Origin of the sequence: Martinezella lusitana (assembly GCF_014207095.1) — a bacterium.
In the GTDB taxonomy this organism is placed as follows: domain Bacteria; phylum Pseudomonadota; class Alphaproteobacteria; order Rhizobiales; family Rhizobiaceae; genus Rhizobium; species Rhizobium lusitanum_B.
The window spans coordinates 187,580-205,125 of record NZ_JACHBG010000006.1 but is presented as its reverse complement, the minus strand read 5'-3'; the positions used below and the strand labels follow the sequence as shown (position 1 = coordinate 205,125).

Annotated in this window: 17 protein-coding genes; 6 read left to right on the top strand and 11 right to left on the bottom strand. The window is 60.1% G+C overall.

What is annotated here, in order from left to right; genetic code table 11:
• Window positions 1-9: 9 nt before the first annotated feature.
• Both GGD46_RS15550 and GGD46_RS15545 read left to right on the top strand, forming a co-directional pair.
• Complete coding sequence (locus GGD46_RS15550; RefSeq protein ID WP_184705350.1) at window positions 10-1,290, top strand: FAD-binding oxidoreductase; 1,281 nt, start codon at window positions 10-12, stop codon at window positions 1,288-1,290.
• A 125-nt stretch (window positions 1,291-1,415) separates the two neighbouring features.
• A complete protein-coding gene (locus GGD46_RS15545; protein ID WP_184705619.1) occupies window positions 1,416-2,387 on the top strand; it encodes an amino acid ABC transporter permease in 972 nt (323 codons plus the stop codon).
• A 121-nt stretch (window positions 2,388-2,508) separates the two neighbouring features.
• Here the strand turns inward: GGD46_RS15545 and GGD46_RS15540 are convergent, their stop codons facing one another.
• Window positions 2,509-3,321: a PfkB family carbohydrate kinase gene (locus GGD46_RS15540; RefSeq protein WP_184705348.1), complete on the bottom strand. Its 813-nt coding sequence runs from the start codon at window positions 3,319-3,321 to the stop codon at window positions 2,509-2,511.
• A 91-nt stretch (window positions 3,322-3,412) separates the two neighbouring features.
• Window positions 3,413-4,426 (bottom strand): SIS domain-containing protein, encoded by a 1,014-nt coding sequence (locus tag GGD46_RS15535; protein ID WP_184705346.1) that lies wholly within the window; start codon window positions 4,424-4,426, stop codon window positions 3,413-3,415.
• A 244-nt stretch (window positions 4,427-4,670) separates the two neighbouring features.
• Between GGD46_RS15535 and GGD46_RS15530 the strand changes: the two genes are divergently transcribed.
• On the top strand, window positions 4,671-5,402 hold the full coding sequence (locus tag GGD46_RS15530) for a GntR family transcriptional regulator (protein WP_184705344.1): 732 nt from the start codon (window positions 4,671-4,673) through the stop codon (window positions 5,400-5,402).
• Here GGD46_RS15530 and GGD46_RS15525 read toward each other — a convergent pair.
• Entirely contained in the window at window positions 5,383-5,724 is a 342-nt protein-coding gene (locus GGD46_RS15525; protein ID WP_184705342.1) for a hypothetical protein, read from the bottom strand. The genes GGD46_RS15530 and GGD46_RS15525 overlap by 20 nt on opposite strands.
• Before the next feature lie 363 nt (window positions 5,725-6,087).
• Here GGD46_RS15525 and dinB point away from each other — a divergent pair, with 363 nt between their 5' ends.
• Entirely contained in the window at window positions 6,088-7,203 is a 1,116-nt protein-coding gene (gene dinB / locus GGD46_RS15520; protein ID WP_184705340.1) for a DNA polymerase IV, read from the top strand.
• A 205-nt stretch (window positions 7,204-7,408) separates the two neighbouring features.
• Here dinB and pdhA read toward each other — a convergent pair whose 3' ends face one another.
• Both pdhA and GGD46_RS15510 read right to left on the bottom strand, forming a co-directional pair.
• Window positions 7,409-8,398, bottom strand: coding sequence for a pyruvate dehydrogenase (acetyl-transferring) E1 component subunit alpha (gene pdhA / locus GGD46_RS15515; protein ID WP_184705338.1), 990 nt, complete (start codon window positions 8,396-8,398; stop codon window positions 7,409-7,411).
• Between the two features lie 38 nt (window positions 8,399-8,436).
• On the bottom strand, window positions 8,437-8,754 hold the full coding sequence (locus GGD46_RS15510; protein ID WP_184705337.1) for a DMT family transporter: 318 nt from the start codon (window positions 8,752-8,754) through the stop codon (window positions 8,437-8,439).
• Window positions 8,755-9,139: 385 nt separating this feature from the next.
• On the opposite strand from GGD46_RS15510, the gene GGD46_RS15505 reads away from it, so the two are divergent.
• The gene (locus tag GGD46_RS15505) at window positions 9,140-10,072 is read left to right on the top strand and encodes a LysR family transcriptional regulator (protein WP_313206302.1); all 933 of its coding nucleotides are present in this window, start codon (window positions 9,140-9,142) and stop codon (window positions 10,070-10,072) included.
• Between the two features lie 70 nt (window positions 10,073-10,142).
• Here the strand turns inward: GGD46_RS15505 and gstA are convergent, their stop codons facing one another.
• On the bottom strand, window positions 10,143-10,760 hold the full coding sequence (gstA, locus tag GGD46_RS15500) for a glutathione transferase GstA (RefSeq protein WP_184705335.1): 618 nt from the start codon (window positions 10,758-10,760) through the stop codon (window positions 10,143-10,145).
• A 246-nt stretch (window positions 10,761-11,006) separates the two neighbouring features.
• Between gstA and GGD46_RS15495 the strand changes: the two genes are divergently transcribed.
• Window positions 11,007-12,398 carry a 1-deoxy-D-xylulose-5-phosphate synthase N-terminal domain-containing protein gene (locus tag GGD46_RS15495; RefSeq protein WP_184705333.1) on the top strand — a complete coding sequence of 464 codons (1,392 nt, stop codon included), beginning with the start codon at window positions 11,007-11,009 and terminating at the stop codon, window positions 12,396-12,398.
• 103 nt (window positions 12,399-12,501) lie between these two features.
• Here GGD46_RS15495 and GGD46_RS15490 read toward each other — a convergent pair whose 3' ends face one another.
• The 5 genes from GGD46_RS15490 to GGD46_RS15470 all read right to left on the bottom strand — a co-directional run bounded on the left by GGD46_RS15490 (window position 12,502) and on the right by GGD46_RS15470 (window position 17,544).
• Entirely contained in the window at window positions 12,502-12,990 is a 489-nt protein-coding gene (locus GGD46_RS15490) for a GlcG/HbpS family heme-binding protein (protein ID WP_184705331.1), read from the bottom strand.
• 97 nt (window positions 12,991-13,087) lie between these two features.
• A complete protein-coding gene (locus tag GGD46_RS15485) occupies window positions 13,088-13,669 on the bottom strand; it encodes a response regulator transcription factor (protein ID WP_184705329.1) in 582 nt (193 codons plus the stop codon).
• On the bottom strand, window positions 13,666-15,177 hold the full coding sequence (locus GGD46_RS15480; RefSeq protein WP_184705327.1) for a sensor histidine kinase: 1,512 nt from the start codon (window positions 15,175-15,177) through the stop codon (window positions 13,666-13,668). Before GGD46_RS15480 ends, GGD46_RS15485 begins: the two co-directional genes overlap by 4 nt.
• Window positions 15,178-15,316: 139 nt before the next feature.
• Window positions 15,317-16,591, bottom strand: coding sequence for a D-tagatose-bisphosphate aldolase, class II, non-catalytic subunit (locus GGD46_RS15475; protein ID WP_184705325.1), 1,275 nt, complete (start codon window positions 16,589-16,591; stop codon window positions 15,317-15,319).
• A complete protein-coding gene (locus GGD46_RS15470) occupies window positions 16,588-17,544 on the bottom strand; it encodes a sugar kinase (RefSeq protein ID WP_184705615.1) in 957 nt (318 codons plus the stop codon). Before GGD46_RS15470 ends, GGD46_RS15475 begins: the two co-directional genes overlap by 4 nt.
• Window positions 17,545-17,546: the final 2 nt, after the last annotated feature.

The following is a 17,546-nucleotide window of genomic DNA, read 5'->3' as shown; positions in this document are numbered from 1 at the left end:
AGAGCGACCATGTCGTACCCTGATACTTACTATCGCCGGACAATGACCGAAACGAGCGACCGCCCGTCGCTGAACGGCTCCACAGAATGCGACACGGTCATTATCGGCGGCGGCCTTGCCGGATTGACAACCGCATTGCAGCTCGCGCGCGCCAAATTGGCGGTGGTTGTTTTGGAGGCAGAATCTATCGGCTTCGGTGCATCCGGCCGCAACGGCGGCTTCGTCAGTGCCGGCTTTGCGACGGACAGTTCCGCAATCGCGCGCGTTACCGGCGCGGAAAGGGCAAAGGCTATCCATCGTCTCTCGATCGAAGGTGTCGATTTCGTGCGCGACACCATCCGGGATCTCAATATCACCGACGCCAGGCCGACACCCGGCATTATCAGTGCCTTGCGGTATGATGGCGGCGATAGCCTGAAAAGATACGCCGAGGAAATGAACCGTGATTTCGGCAGCGACCTCGAATACATGGACCGCAGCCAAATCCGCACCGTTCTGAAATCCAATCGCTATTTCCAGGCGCTGCGCAGCCCGAAATCCTTCCATATCCATCCGTTGAACTATCTGCGGGCGATGGCCCGCGAAATCGAGCGACTGGGCGGGCGGATTTATGAAAACTCTGCAGCAACCGACTGCCAGCTTTCCGGCCCGGAAAAAATCGTGCGAACGACGCATGGCCATGTGAAGGCACGGCGGGTCGTGCTGACGACAGGCGGCTATACCGGCCCCTTGGTCGGCAAGCTCAAGCGCTCCTTCCTGCCGATTGCCACCTACGTCATGATCTCGGAGCAAAACCCCGAGCTGATCGCCACGGCAATCGCGACAAGCAGCGCGATCGGTGACAATCGCCGGGCGGGCGACTATTACCGCGTCGTCGATGATGGCAAACGCCTTCTCTGGGGCGGGCGCATCACCACGCGCGCAGCCTCGCCTGCGGCATTGGCTCGAGAGCTGCGCCGCGAGATGACAGGCACCTACCCGCAGCTCTCCGACCTCAAAACCGAACTCGCCTGGTCCGGCCTGATGTCTTATGCCCGTCACCTTATGCCACAAATCGGCGAGATGATGCCGGGCGTCTGGCACTGCACGGCCTTTGGCGGCCATGGCCTCAACACGACGGCGATGGGCGGAAAGATCGTGGCCGAGGGCATTCTTGGACAATCCGATCGCTATCGCCTGTTTCAGCCCTTCGGTCTCGTATGGGCGGGCGGGGTTGCCGGACTTGCGGCAGCGCAGCTCACCTATTGGAAACTGCAGGCACAAGACTGGTGGCGTGAAAGAGCCGCCTAGGGCAGCTCCAGGAAAAGTGCGCAGCGGCTTTCCGTCCGGAATTGCGAGGAAATAAAGAGCTGGAACGGTTCAGCCTTTCCATCAAAAGCTGAACCGTTCCAGGAAGATCATCAAGGGGAACGATGGTGCTTGGAAGACTGATTTTGAACTATCCGGACGCGGCCCGGCGAACCGGGCTGCTCATCATGCTGACGCTGATGACGGCGGTCCTCTACACGCTCGGAATAAGTTCCGCCTGGATCGGCAAGCTTGTGCCCATGACGCTGGGCTGGCTGACGGACAGTCCGCAGGCGAGCCGCCTCGTCTCGGCCGTGCTCATCTCCCTGATCATTGCCGTCAACATCAAGCTTCTAAGGCTCCTGCCGCGCAATCAGCAGATCGTCGGCGTGTGGATGGAGCTGCTCATTCTGCTGATGCTCTTCTTCTATACCTTCGATCTCTCCTACGCCTTCATCGCAAAGAAGATTGGCTTCCTGATCTCGCAAGGCGTGGTGACAACGCTTTACATCTCCGCGATCTCGATCGTCATCGCCACCGCCATAGCCCTTGCCGGAGCGATCGCGAAGCTCTCGCGAAACGGCGTCGTCTATGGCCTGGCGACGTTCTACACCTCGCTCTTCCGCGGCCTGCCGCTTCTGATGCAGATCTACATCATCTATCTCGGCCTGCCGCAGGTGGGCTATGTCATCAGCGCCATACCGGCCGGCATTCTGGCTCTTTCCCTCTGCTACGGCGCCTATATGACCGAGATTTTCCGGGCCGGCATCGAAAGCATTCCGCGCGGCCAGTCCGAAGGTGCAACGGCTCTCGGGCTCAGCCCGAACCAAACGATGTTCCTGGTGATCCTGCCGCAGGCAATGCGTGTCATCATCCCGCCGACGGGCAATCAGTTCATCGCCATGCTGAAGGATTCCTCGCTGGTCTCCGTCGTCGGAGTTTGGGAGATCATGTATCTGGCGCGTACCCAGGGCCAGACGGAGTTCCGCCACATCGAAATGCTCATCACGGCGTCGATGATCTACTGGATCCTGTCCATGGCGCTCGAATTCCTTCAGTCCCGCATCGAAGAGCGATTTGGCCGCTTCAACGCGCGATAACTTCCAACTGCTGGCTCCAGGGCGTTTCCGTGATTTGAAGAATGACGGGAACGCCCTGAGCGCTGCCACGGTGCACCCCCAGTCTTCAAACCTGCTTGGCGCCATATGCCGCTAGCGTGGGTTAAAGCAGCAATGGTTGCTGCGGGAAGCCGCCGACATGGGTGCAGGTGATTGCCGCGCAGTCGCGTCCGGCCTCCATGCATGCCGCCAACGGCCTGGAAGCGATGAAAGCAGCCAGAAAGCCTGCGATAAAGCTGTCTCCCGCCCCCGTCGTATCGACGACTTGCACCCTTGCAATATCGATTTCAGCCCTTTCGGACCGATGTGAGGCAATTGCTCCCTCCGCCCCGCAGGTCACGACAGCGCAGCGCGCACCGCCTTCGAGCATATCGCGAAGCATGGTTTCCGCCCTTTTGCCGCGCGCACCGGCGGACGCAAACGCGACCGATAGCCCTTCGACGCCCAGATTTTCCAGGCTTGCATTGACGGAAATATCCTGGGACACGCTGACGCCCCGTGCAGCCAACCGGCGGCGCAAGGCGCCGCCATCATCCATCCAGCCGATATGGACATGATCGACCCCCTCTAGGACGGCGAGATCGCTTTCGCTCGGTCGGTAGCCGGCGCAGACACCGAACTCCTCAAAGACCATGATCCGGTCACCCACGGGCGTCTGCTCGATGTCTGTATAGGCGGTCACGCCCTGGCAAATGCGAAGACGAGCGGTTTCGACGCCATTTGCTTCGAGTGTTTGCCTCGTCCATACGCCGTCCGCATCCTCGCCTACCGCCCCGAAATAAGCGGCCGATTGACCGAGCCGGGCGAGCTGTACAGCGACGTTCACGGCATTGCCGCCGACAAGCGACTGGCTTACCGGCGGCAAAAATCGATCGATGCAATTATCTCCGACACTTGCAAATCGGAACCGCGGCATTCATCCCCCAAGAAAATCCTTGTCTTCAAGACAACGGACCGCCGCAAGTGCCTCCAACACCTGCGGCGGTCTTCCTTCTTGCCACAATGGCTCAATAGGCAACACGCTTATAGTAACGACGGGTGGTCAACGGATGATTTCGCAAGACCTCGAGATGGGCGCTGATGCGCTCCAGCACGGTTGCAAGCAGCACGGGCGAAATCAACGCGCGAACCTCGGCCGATATTCCCGGCAATGCGAAGTCGGCCGTATCCAGAACCGTCAGCTTCTGCGTATAGTTGGGCACGAAATTCTGAACCCGCTCGGCCAATGGGCGGTAGGCGTCCTCGCCCTTGAACAGGATAACGCTGACCTCTTTATCAACCAATTCAAGCGTACCGTGGAAAAAGTCGGACGCGTGAACGGGACGCGTGCGGATCCACTGCATCTCTTCCAGGATGCACATGCCGTAATAGAAGGCTTCGGGCCAGACGTTTCCGGCGCCGATGATGATGTGATAATCGGACGCCGCAAGAGCCCTGGCATAGGCCTCTGCCTTGCCCTCAAAAGCGCGCTTTACCTCAAGCAGCAGCCTGGGTAGCGTCGCCAGTTCGCCGAGAATGCCGTCGTAGTTCGAAATCTCGCCGCGATGCTTCATGATCGACAGTGCGATGATGAGCGACTGCAGATAGAAGGACTCGCAGGACGTATCGTCTTCGGCGAAGTTGACGAATACGTGGTCGCCACCCTTGCCGAGTGGCGTCTCTTGATGCCCCACCAACGTCAGGACCGTGGCACCGATCTCCTTGAGCTTCGAAAGCAGCGCGACGCTTTCCTTTGTCGTGCCAGAAAGCGACGGCATGACAACGACGGATTTGGCTGTCAGGTTTACCGATGACGAAATAAACAGCTCGGCTGTCAGGTCAATGAACGCAGGAAAGCGCGAGTTGCGCTGCAGCAGCTGGGCAGCCGGCTGCATGAGAATCGCGGCGCCGCCGGTTCCCAGGAAAAATACGTTCTGCGCGCCGGCGGCCAGGCAGGTGCCTATCACGTGATCGAGGCGCTGTGCCAGCACCAAAGCGCCGGACTGGATACGCAGAAATCGTTCTTCGTCAAAATTCAGCATGGAACTCTCTCGGTTGGTGACGTCGCGCGGACGCACTCGGTGATGACCTTCGCCCATCAAGCAAAGTTGTAAGACAACTGACATCATTGAATTTACCTGTCAAGACGCCCAAGCGACGGCTGACCCTGTTTTCAAGGCTCAGTTGCCGAGCTGGAAAGGCGCTCACCTCCAGAGCCACCTCTTGACCAATTCATATTTGTCAGACAAGACGATAGTTGAGTGAAAGAGTTTGGAGAGGCATGATTTGAACGAGTCTATTCGCGATACGCGCACCATCGTGATCCAGCTTCGCGACCGTATCGCCGACCTCATTCAAAGCGAAGGATTGCGGCCCGGCGAGAAATTGCCGACCGAAGCCCAGCTGACGCAGCGCTTCAACGTATCCCGACCAGCCTTGCGCGAGGCGCTGAAATTGCTCGAGCAGGAAGGCGATATCTATGTGGAACATGGCCGCGGCCGCTTCGTCTCCGCGATTTCAGCCGTGCATGTCGACCGCCCGATTACCGCCTTCGAAAGCGTCACCGACATGACGCATGCCTATGGCTATACGACCGTAAACAAGGTGCTGTCGATTTCGGAAGAGGTGCCTGACGCGACGATTGCCAAGCATTTGCAGCTCGAAGACAAGGAAACCGTCATTCGGCTCGAGCGGCTACGCCTCGAAAACGATAATCCGATCATGTATTGCCTGGATTATGTGCCGCGCAGCATCGTCCCTGCCCGACTTTACGATGTCGACTGGAGCGGATCTCTGCTATCGCTGCTGGAGCAGTACAGGCACCGCCCGAGAATGTCATCCGCCTCCGTCAGCGCGGTCATGCTGCCTCAAAGCGTGGCCGAGCGCCACGATCTCAAAGACTTCGGTCCTGCCCTTCTCATCACCGAAACCTGCTTCAACGATGCCGGCATTCCGGTGATTTATGCCATCGATTATCATCGTGGCAGTCACTTTACCTTTAGCCTGGTGCGCAAATAGGTTCCGGCCGCGCCGGTAGAATAGGGCTGAAGCCCAGCACGAAATCTAAAACCTTCGCTGAAGACATTTCGCATGGCTTGAGGACAGCTTTTTCGTCGGAGAGAAAATAGAGATTGAAGCTGACGATATCCGTCGCGCCGAGTTCTTCACCGTAGAGCCACAGTCTTTTGCCGTCAGCGGACCGCTTGACGGTAGCGCCCCACGGACGGCCCTGAAAATATCCCTCTGTATAGCCATCGGGCAGCTGGGCAAGGGCACGTTCGAACTGCCGGAAGTCGAGAGGCAGCAGTTCTCTGGTACCTTTCGTCACGCGGCCAGACATTCGTCGCATATGCCGCAGCCATCATCGTCCATCCTCGACGCCGACCGCCTTCTGCGACAGCAAAGACAGGTCTTAGCATCAGCCCGCGTTTCCTCACCACGCTCGGGCGGAAGGATCTCCATATATAGATCTGGAAGCGAATCGGATTTGAAATGGCCCATATTGAGGCTCCGTGAGGGGGACAGCCAAGAGATAGGAAGCCTCGCGCACATCACAAGGTGGTGGTGGCGACACGTATGACGCAGCGCCGTTTTCAAAGTCGCCCCTTGTGTCGCAACGACGGTTTGATATCGCCTTCAAGAATGGTATGTTCCTCTTTTGTTTCGCCCCCCCAGAGCAGAAGAGTCGCACGGAATTTGCAACGTGAATACTGAGACCGCCGCCACGGATATAAACCCGAGCCGTGTTCGAAAAATCATCCACGTCGACATGGATGCGTTTTACGCCTCGGTCGAGCAGCGGGACAATCCCGAACTCCGCGGCAAGCCGCTTGCAGTCGGCGGATCGGCGGCCCGTGGTGTCGTAGCGGCGGCAAGCTATGAGGCCCGCGCCTTCGGCGTCCACTCCGCCATGCCGTCGGTCACTGCGAAGCGCAAATGTCCTGAGTTGATCTTCGTGCCGCCGCGTTTCGACGTATATCGGGCCGTGTCTCAGCAGATCCGCGAGATTTTCGCGGAGTATACGCCCCTCATCGAACCCCTTTCACTTGATGAAGCCTATCTCGATGTCACCGAAAACCTGAAGGGCATGCAGATTGCCACCGAGATCGCGCTGGAAATCCGGACGAAAATCAAGCAGGTCACGGGGCTCAATGCTTCGGCAGGCATTTCATACAACAAGTTCCTCGCCAAGATGGCGAGCGATCTCAACAAGCCGAATGGCCAGGCGGTGATAACGCCGAAAAACGGCCCGGCCTTCGTCGAGACGCTTCCCGTCAAGAAATTCCACGGCGTCGGCCCGGCAACCGCCGAGCGCATGCGCAAATACGGTATCGAGACGGGGCTCGATCTGAAATCGAAATCCCTCGCCTTTCTGCAGGAGCATTTCGGCAAGTCGGGTCCATATTTCTACGGGATTGCCCGCGGCATCGACGAACGCCAGGTCAAACCCAACCGCATCAGGAAATCCGTTGGTGCGGAAGATACCTTTGTCGAAGATATCAGCGATCTCGCACTGGCGACGGCGGAACTGCAGCCGCTCGCGCAAAAGGTCTGGCGTTACTGCGAGGCAGGCGGCATTGGCGCCAAGACGGTGACCGTGAAGATCAAATATTCGGACTTCACCCAAGCGACTCGTAGCCGGACAAGTGCCCTGCCGGTCGCTGGTGTGGACGAGGTTCTCGAGGCGGCCTCCTCGCTGCTGGCAACCGTCTACCCGTTCAAGCGACCCGTTCGTCTGCTCGGCGTCACGCTCTCCTCTCTGACCGCCGAGGAAGCAGCGGACGATCAATCCCAGCCTCAGCTCGACCTCGGCGTCTGAGGGACAGGATCGCCCTCAGACCTTGCACTCTGAGGAATTTGGAGCGAACCGCATGCGTCCAGCCATTCCGGGCTCTTTCATACAGAAAATACGTGCATGAAAGAGCCTGCATTCCTGGAATGCCAAACTGGCTCAATGACCTGAAGGTTCCCGCGAGGATACTATCGCCGGATGCTCATCTGATCGGCTGGACGGCGGTGCAATCCTAGGCGTAGACATCGGTATAGAGCTCCGACGAAGCCGGCGCCGGATTGGCCTTGGCAAAATCGACCGCCTCCGCGACAACCTCCTTGATTTCCTGCTCGATGAGCTTGAGGTCGCTTTCTGTGGCGTGGCCATCTTCGAGAATGCGAGCGCGTGAACGGGCGATCGGGTCGTTCTCATTCTTGACCTTCTCTACTTCCTCGCGAGAACGGTACTTCGCCGGATCCGACATCGAATGCCCACGATAGCGGTAGGTCAGCATTTCGAGAATGAACGGCCCCTTCCCCGTACGGGCATGTTCAACGGCCTTCGCACCTGCGGCGCGAACGGCACGGACGTCCATTGCGTCGACTTGCTCGCCCGGCACGTTGAACGATAGGCCGCGCTGGGACAAATTGAGGTTTGCCGAGGCGCGCACGATGCTCGTTCCCATGCCGTAGTGATTGTTCTCGATGACATAGACGACCGGCAGGCTCCAGATTTTCGCCATATTGAAGCTCTCATAGACCTGCCCCTGGTTGGATGCCCCATCGCCGAAATAGGTCAGACAGACACGATCATTGCCACGATATTTGTTGGCGAAGGCAAGGCCGGTGCCGAGAGACGCCTGTGCGCCGACGATGCCATGGCCGCCGTAAAAACCCAGATCCGGCGCGAAGATATGCATCGAGCCGCCCTTGCCCTTAGACGCCCCTGCCATGCGGCCGGTCAGTTCGGCCAGCACCGCCTTGGGATCCATGCCCGCCATCAATGCGTGTCCATGGTCACGATAGGCAGTAATGACCTGATCTCCCTCACCAATCGTCATCTGCATGCCAACGACAACCGCCTCCTGGCCGATATAGAGATGACAAAATCCGGCAATCAAACCCTCGCCATACATTTGACCGCAGCGCTCCTCGAAGCGGCGGATCAGCAGCATGTCGCGGAAGGCCTTCAATTCCTCGGCTTTGGAGAGGACGAAATTCGGGTCGGCATTCAGCTTGGCCATGGTATTTCCTTACTATTGGGATGAGCAGGCGCCGGGCCTCAAGTGCTCGAGAGCTTGAGGCCAACGATCCCGCTGAGAGTGACGGCGATCCAGAAGAGCCGGAAGAAAGTCGCAGGCTCACGGAAGATCACGATACCGACAACGATGGACCCGACCGCGCCTATGCCGGTCCAGACCGCATAGGCTGTCCCGATCGGCAAGACCTGAAGGGCTCTGCCGAGGGCGTAAATGAAGGCGGCGAGCAGGACAAAGGAGAGGATGGACCAAGTCAATCGGCTGTAGCCATCCGCCATCTTCACGCTGATGGCCCAGCATACGTCGAGAACGCCCGAGACGACCAACAATGTCCACGCCATCCCCGTTCCCATGCCCGCCATCATCCTTCGTTGTCGTTTCCGGTCATGCCTTGCAAACGCGAAGCTGCGCTGGCTGTGGCACACATTTCGATGATAGGGGCGCTGCAGGCGCTATGCCCGTTGTGGTTTGGCAAGCGGATATTTCCGTTTGCCAATCGCGGCGATAAAAGCGGTGTCGATGTTTGCGCGCTTGCTGCTATCAAGCCGATATGGCGCAAGGCTCTGTCCCGCGACCGCTTGCGGTTCGGCAAGACTGCCTTGCGTTTTTACAATGCAAACCGTGCATTTCGAAGAGTACATTGCATTGGAGCGAGCTTGGACCGGGATTTCGGGTGTCATTGAGCTTGCCGAATTGCAATGCAAAATATTGAAATGGCAACTAGATGTGCGAGGCAGCAAGGGCGTGACGGATTGGAACGAATTCAGGATTGTGCTGGCGATAGGCCGAGCCGGGTCTCTTGTTGGGGCGGCAAGAGACCTTGGCCATGACCACTCGACGGTCTTTCGTTGGCTGAACGCCCTGGAAAAGCGCAGAGGGGTACAGCTGTTTGATCGGGCATCTAGCCAGTACGTGCCGACGGAAGCCGGCTTGCAGATGGTGACGGCCGCTGAGCGGCTGGAGGCGGAGATCCTGGCGCTCGACCGGTCGATTACCGGACAGGACACTCGGCTGTCCGGCAAGCTGAAGATCACCTCATCCGAAACGTTGGCTTATCGCATTCTCAACGAAGTGCTTGCGGGCTTCCGCCGCGAGCATGACGGAATAGAACTGGAACTCCTCGTCGACAATCGACAGCTCGATCTTCTCCGGCGCGAGGCGGATATCGCCATTCGTGCGACACGTCCGCATGAGGGGGAGCTCTTCGGACGCAAGATAGCCACCACGCCCTGGACCTTCTATGGGAGCAGCCTCTATCTTGCCGACCGGGAGCGCCCCACGGATATCGACTCTCTTTCCGACCATGTCGTGATCGGCTGGGACAGCGGCGCCGTCGCGGCAGCGTCCAAGTGGCTGACGGAGAATATTCCATCCCGCGCCTTTGCATATCGCTCGAGTAGCCTCATCAACCAGCTCATGGCGGTGAAAGCGGGCCTCGGTCTAGCCCTCCTGCCGTGCTATCTCGGCGATCTCGAACCCGATATCGAACGGGTTCAGGAACCACTCCCCGAACTCACCCGAGAATTGTGGCTGATCACACACAGGGATCTGCGCAACACCGCGCGGGTGCGAGCCTTCTTCGACCATGTTGGGGGCGGGCTGCTGGCACGCCGCGCGCTGTTGGAGGGAGAGCACGGCAAAAACTCTGGCCGCCACTGATTGAGCGAAGGCGGCCGGTGCCCACGCGGAACACCCGACGGGCACTCTCAGCGCGCCCCAAGGCCACTCGCTATTTGCGCAAGCCCTCGGCAACAAGCGTCGCATGCACGCTCGGGCGCTCGGCGACCCTTGAGAGATAGCGCATCAGATGTGGCCAATCGTCAAGATCGATACCGCGCCCGTTCGACCAGTTCATGATCGTGAAGCAATAGGCATCGGCGATACTGAAGCGGTCGCCGGCGAGATAGTCATGATCAGCGAGATGAGCTTCTAGGATGTCGAAACGGGGCTTTAGCCTTTCCCTGGCAACGTTGGCGGCCTGCGCGCCATATTCGGGATGGAACAACCACGGACTGAAGGTCTTGTGCAGCTCGGAGCTGATGAAGGTCAGCCACTCCTGCAAGCGGTAGCGATCGAAGCTGTCTTGCGCCGGCGCCAGCATCGCTTCCGGATTCCGGTCGGCAAGATACAGCAGGATCGCGACGCCTTCGGTGAGAACTTGTCCGTCATCGAGTTCCAATATCGGCACTAGGCCCTTTGCACTCACGGACTTGAGATCACGGCCATCTTCGACGCGATGCGGCTCGCTGCGAATGTTCACTCCTATCAAGTCTAGGGAAATACCGGCCTCCACGGCGGTGATGTGGGCGGCCATCGAGCAGACGCCCGGCGCATAATAGAGCTTCACTTGCTTCCTCCTTTGTCCGGTTTCAATTCCAGAAGATAGGCGCCCCTTTAGGAGAAAGCCGGTTGGAAGCTGACAAGCCGGGTTTGCCGGACGGCAACGCATGCAAGCGAGACGCGGCATGGGCGCTTTCGCTACACAGGGCGATCCCGCCCGCCTCGATATGGCCGGGTAAAGGTGAGCACAGTCACAAGCTCGTGACGTGAGGCGGTGTGAGCATCAGCGCAAAGGACGGACACGATCGGTAGAATGAGCAGAGAACCAGAACGTACTGCAACACCATTGCTGGACCGGATCGGGACCCCTCGGGATCTCTGGAACCTTTCAATCGAGCAGCTGCAACAGCTGGCGAACGAACTGCGCACTGAGACGATCGACGTGGTCTCGCAGACGGGAGGCCATCTCGGTTCGTCGCTTGCGGCCGTAGAACTGACGGTGGCGCTGCATGCCGTCCTCCACACGCCGCACGACCGGCTCATCTGGGATGTCGGGCACCAAGCCTACCCGCACAAGATTCTGACCGGTCGGCGGAACCGGATGCGAACGATCCGCCAGCGCGACGGCTTGGCGGGGTTCACCAGCCGTAGCGAGAGCGAATACGATCCTTTTGGCGCAGGCCATTCCTCCACATCGATCTCAGCAGGCCTCGGCATGGCGGTCGCCCGTGATCTGCTGGCCGCAGAAGGTTCCGGCAAAGATCGGACCATTGTCTGCGTGATTGGTGACGGCGCCATGAGCGCGGGCATGGCCTATGAAGCGATGAACAATGCCGGCGCGATGAAAGCGCGTATGATCGTGATCCTCAATGATAACGAAATGTCCATCGCACCGCCGACCGGTGCGATGAGCGGCTACCTCTCGCGCCTCATCAGCAGCCGGCAATTTCTGACGTTCCGCGATCTCGGCTTGAAACTCGCCGGCCGGATATCGTCGCGCCTCGAACGTAGGATACGGCGAGCCGAAGAATTAGCGCGAAGCCTGATGACGGGGTCGACACTATTCGACGAACTCGGATTCTACTATGTCGGGCCAGTCGATGGACATGATCTTCACCAGCTCATCCCCCTCCTGCGCCATGTGCGCGAGGCGGAACTCATCCACATGGTTCGGACAGCGCGGCAGATTGACGACCGTCCGAGCGCGATCCGCTATCCCCGCGGTCCCGGCACGGGAGCACTGCAACCGGTGAGAGCCGAAGCGCTGACCATAGGCTGCGGGCGAATTCTAAAAGATGGAACTTCCGCTGCGATCCCGTCGCTCGGCACGCGCCTTGCGGATGCCTTGGAGGCCGCACTTGCGCTCGAAGGATTGGGGCTATCCGTCACGGTCGCCGACGCGCGCTTCGCCAAGCCGCTGGATGTCGAACTCATCACCCGTCTGGCAAGACACCACCCGATATTGGTGACCGTCGAAGAGGGCGCCGCCGGCGGCTTTGGTGCGGCCGTCATGCATTGCCTGACATGGGAAGGCTTGATGGATTGTGGGCTCGTTTTCCGGGCAATGACCCTGCCCGATCGCTTCATCGATCACGACGGCCAGGAGGGGCAGATTGCGACAGTGAAACTGACAGCCGCCGATATTGTCGAAACCATTCGCCACGGCCTGGAGAAGTTATCCGGCCGGAGTGACAAGCGCATTTGAGCGCCCGAGAGCGACACAGCCATGCCGCAAGCGATACCGCCGCCGACGGCAAAAGCGCCCGCAGATGCGTTTGCGGGCGCTTCGAGACATTTCAGGCGAGACCTTACTTCAGGCGATCGGCGAATTTGTCGAGCGCCTTGGTGGCGCAGGCTTCGTCGAGATTACCGCCCGGCGCCCCGCCGACGCCGATAGCGCCGATCGTGTCCTTGCCGACCTTTACCGGCACGCCGCCAGCGAGGACCAGGAAGCCGGGGATATCGGCCAGACCGGCGGCAGCCGGGTTCTTCTGGACTGTCTCGACCATGCCGCTGGTCGGGTTGCGCGAGGAGGCGGAGGTATAAGCCTTGGCCGTAGCGGCATTGGCCGTATGGGCACCGGCATTTTCAGCCCGGACCAGTGCCAGCAGAATGCCGGAGCGGTCGGTGACAGCCGCAGCAACGTTATAGCCGTCGGCTGCGCAAGCCGAAACGGCAGCCTGGGCGAGATCAACCGCAAATGCAGTTCCGAGGCTGGTCTGCTTGACGGTATTGTCCGCGAAGGCCGGAGCAGCGACCGCGGTGGCAAGGGCGAGCGAAAGCAGGACTTTTTTCATTTCGGGGATCTCCAAAGCGTTGTGTTTCCTGAAGGGAGATCTAGCTGTTGCGGCGGCTTGCCGGAATTCGCACGGCCACGGAGACATATCGGTAGAACTACCGATGTGCGGCAAGCCATATGCGTGTTTGCTCGGCCACCGCGGGCGTGCCGAGCTTCATGGCGATGCTCGCACGATGGCTGTCCACCGTGCGGACGGACACGTCGAGCGTCGCTGCGATCTCCTTGCTGCCCAAGCCTTTCGAGACCAGTTCGATGACCTCGCGTTCGCGGGCCGTGAGCTGATCCAGCAGCCGGCCGGTCTCCTCACGCACCAGGAGTTCGGCAAGCTGCGCTTCGCAGGAAGCAATCGCCTCGATCAGCACATGCTCGTCGACGGGCTTGACGAGGAAATCCGCTACTCCGGCCTTGAAGGCGCGGCGACAAGCTTCGACGTCACCGTGACCGGTGATCATGATCGCCGGCCAGTCGATATTCATCTCCGCCAGTTTCTTCAGGAGTTGCAGCCCGCTGATTGCCGGCATGCGCAGATCGAGGATCAATATACCAGGCTTGGCCTTGTCGAGATGGGCAAGCAGATGTGCCGCATTCGGAAAGGCGGTGACATTCTTGCCATAGGTGGAAAGCAGGAGCGTGAGCGCTTCGCGCACGGAAGCGTCGTCGTCGACGAGATAGATCATGCGGCCCCTCCGGCTGGCAGGCGAATGGTAAAGCAGGCGCCGCCATCGTTGCGTACTTCAATGGTGCCGTCGACCTTTTCGATCAACCTGATGCAGAGAGGCAAACCGAGCCCCATGCCATCCGGCTTGGTGGTGAAAAACGGCTCGAAGATGCGGTCGAGTAGCGCAGGGTCGATCCCCGGCCCGTTGTCGGCGATGGCGATGACCGCCTGGCCGTTCTGCGAGCCAGCCTTGAGCGTTATGCGCGCGCCCGGTTGACCGGCAACCGCATCGGCAGCATTGCGAATGAGGTTGTGGATGACCTGCTGAAACGAGATGACATCAATCGCGACGATGCGGGGAGCCTCGGCTATCGTAACGTCGAGGGTGATCGCCTGTTGTGCCAAATCCGTCTCGACGAGGCGCAACGCGCCATGCAGCGCCTCGGACAGTGCCACTCTCTCGATCCGCGCCTCTGCGCCGGAGATATAGGCGCGCATGCGGCCGAGGATATCGCCCGCCCGCTTCGCCTCACGGATATTGGCATCCAGAGCCTGCTCAAGAATATCCGCGCGGTCCAAGGTCAGCGCACGCCGCGCGGCCTGGCTTTGGCTCAGCATGGCGGCGACAGGCTGGGTGAGTTCATGGGCAATGCCCGACGCCATTTCGCCAAGCGCGTTGACGCGGCCGGCATGGGCGAGCCGTGTCTCCTGCTCCAGAAGTGTAGCGCGAAGCTCCTGCCGCCTCTTCTCCCGGCGGGTATTACGATATTGCACGCCAAACCACACCACAGCGGCCGATCCCAGCACCAGAGGAAGCACCAGACGGAAGGGAAAGAGTTCGCCAAGACTGAAACCCTCGCTGATCGATAGATGCAGCGGCTGTCCCGGATTGCCGGCGGAAAGGCTGCTCTTCACGTCCACAATCGAAGCTTGGTCCGAAACTCTGCTGAAGAGCACGGTGTCGCCGAGCGACAGGCTGACCGAGTATCCAGACGGCAGGCTGTCTGTGGCGAAGAGCGCCGCGGCGTTGATGCGCAGGCGCAGCAGCCGGCCGGCTTCGACGAGCTTGTATATGTCGTAGGCATGACGCTCCGAGATCGGCCGAACGGCCGTTTCCCCGGGCTTGCCGAGCTTCGGCAAATCGCCGGCCGACAGATCCGCTTCCTTCGCCGGCCCATGGGCTCTGCCATAGGCGATGACGTGGGCATTTGCGCCGTCGATGCGGATCGTCGCGATATCGGCGACTCGGGGATAGAATGCGGTTATCGACTCGGCAAGTCCCTGAACGCCCGCCGACGGCTCGGTTGGCGACATACGGATCACAGCGGCAAGCGCGGTCATATGGGCATCGTGCTGCGCCAACTTTTCGGCCAGAAAAGTATCCGTTCCTCGCGTCCAGTCGGAAAGCTCGGCAACTCCGGATCTATACTGAACGGCCGCCAGCAGCGCGACGGCAAGCGCCGCTGTTGCCAGCCAGAGCACAAGGGGCCTGAAGGGAATGGCCATCGAGCTTGAAGGATGTCTCATCGTGTCGTGGGCGGCCTCAAAGCGGCAGCAGCGCGTCCTGTTTGGTTTCGGAGGGCTTATTCACCACGACTGGAAGGGAACCCGCAACCGCGAAATGCGGCCGGCGGCTCCCCGATGCATAGACTTACCTCTATTGGCGTCAGATCGTCGCCCGATTATAGGTGCGGATGACATTCCGGATGGCCTCTAACGCCAACGGGCGCGCCTTCGCTTCCACCGTGCCGGCAGCGACGGCCGGATAGAGCGCGCCGAGGTACTGACTGACCAGCGTCTCCGGCAATTCTCGGTCGCCGAGCCTTTGAAACAAGCCCTCGACAAGCGCCGCAGCAGCGGGATGCGGCCAGTAGTAGCGAATGCGGTCGCTATAGGAGAAATGTCGCTGAATGCGCAGTTCCGCCTCGTTGCCATGATAATATTTCTGCCAGTTCTTCGGCTCTGCGAGCAAAAGAGCTTCCATGCCCTGCCGCAAGGTTTCCGGTCCGTTATCAAGAACCGCAGCGATCTGATCGAGACCGTAGAGCGCTTCGCGCAGTGCGAAGGTTAGGCCGGGACCAACCTTGAGAATGGCAAAGCCGTCCTCGACGAGCCCGCGCAGGGCTGAAGCCGGCTGGTAGTCGGTCGAATGCGCTTCGAAGACGAACTGCGGCATACGGGCCAGAACATTGCTGAGATCGCGGGCGGCGGCACGGTCGTAGACCACCACATTCTCATTGCCGAATTCGACGCCCGGCTGCACAACGACGCCGATGGCGCGGGCGAAGGCGCTTTCGAGGCCAACAGCGGCGAAGGCGCGGCGATGCACCTCGACGGTTTCCAGCGCGGCTTCCGGGCTGGTCAGCTCCAGATGGCCCAGCGCTTCCATGGCGCCGCCGGGGATCGGCACTTCCGTACCGACGATATAGACAGGCAAGTCAAAGCCTGATTCCGCTGCCGCTTTCTCCGCTACCAATGCGAGACGCGCGGCGCGTTCGGCGGTTACCGCATCCGACAAGGCCACCGGCTCGCCGGCGCAGCCCATCGAGGTATCGAGATGGATCTTTGTGAAGCCGGCGCGCACGAAGGCATCCATCATCACTTCGGAGCGCTGCATCGCCTCTTCTGCCGGCAGATGCTTCCACGGGTTAGGACCGAGATGGTCGCCACCTAGGATCAGCCGGCGCGTGTCAAAACCGACGTGCGCGGCGATTTCCTCCACGAAGTGGCGGAAATCGGCGGGTGTCATGCCGGTATAGCCGCCCTCCTGGTTGACCTGATTGCAGGTGGCTTCGATCAGCACATCCATCTCGGTCGCAAGTCCCTCCAGGAAGGCGGCCTCAATGACCAGCGGATGGGCCGAGCAAATGGAAGCAATGCCACGCCGTTCACCCGCCGCATAGCGGGCAGGAAGTGTGCTGAGGGTCTTGGTGCTGCTCATGACGATACTCCGGAAAGATTGCGGGCGGCGAGGAAGGCTTCGATCTCAGCCATGCTGGAAGTGCCTTCCATCGGGCCTTTGACGCCGACGGCGCGTGCGCCGGTGGCATTGGCAATAACGAGGGCCTTGTCGGCGGCCATACCGCGCAACCAGCAGGTGACAAAGGCCGCACCAAAACTGTCGCCGGCGCCGGTCGGGTCAACCTCCTCAACCTTGAAGGCCGGGGCGATGGTCTCGCCAGAGGCATCGAAATAGCTGGCGCCTTCTGCACCGCGCTTGATCACGACGGCCTTGATGCCCCGCGCCAGCAATTCCGCGACAGCAGCCTTTTCTTCCGTTGCCTGGGTAAAGAGGAAGATCTCCGCACCACTCGGCATGAAGAGATCGGTGTTTTCAAGCGCATGGCCAAGCGCCTCGCGCATGCCCGGTAACTCGAGCATCTCCTTGCGAATATTCGGATCGAAGGAGATCGTACCGCCCTTCGCCTTGATGCGCCGCGTCGCCTCGTGAATGGCCGCGACGATGCCATCCGAGAACAGCGCGGAGCCCATGATGTGCAGGTGGTCGGCGGTCTCGACCAACGCTTCTGCTTGCGGCGTCAAGCCAATGGCCGAGCAGGCGCTGTGCTTGATGTTGAAGATGAAATCGCGATTGCCGTCCTGCCGGTAACGCACGAAGGCGCTGCCGGTCGCCGCGGTCGGATGTACCGCGATGGCAGAAACATCCGCGCCGTCGTTGCGCAAGCGTTCGACATTAAGCACACCAAAATCATCATTGCCGACGGCGCTGACGATGCCGCAGGGCTGGCCGAGCTTGGCCGCCTGGTCGATGAAAATTGCCGGAGCGCCCGAAGCGAAAGGCCCGATCAGCGAGATAGCGGACAGGAAACCGTTGCCCGTTTCGACCGCCATGATCTCGACGACGATCTCGCCAATGGTGATGATCTTCTTCATGC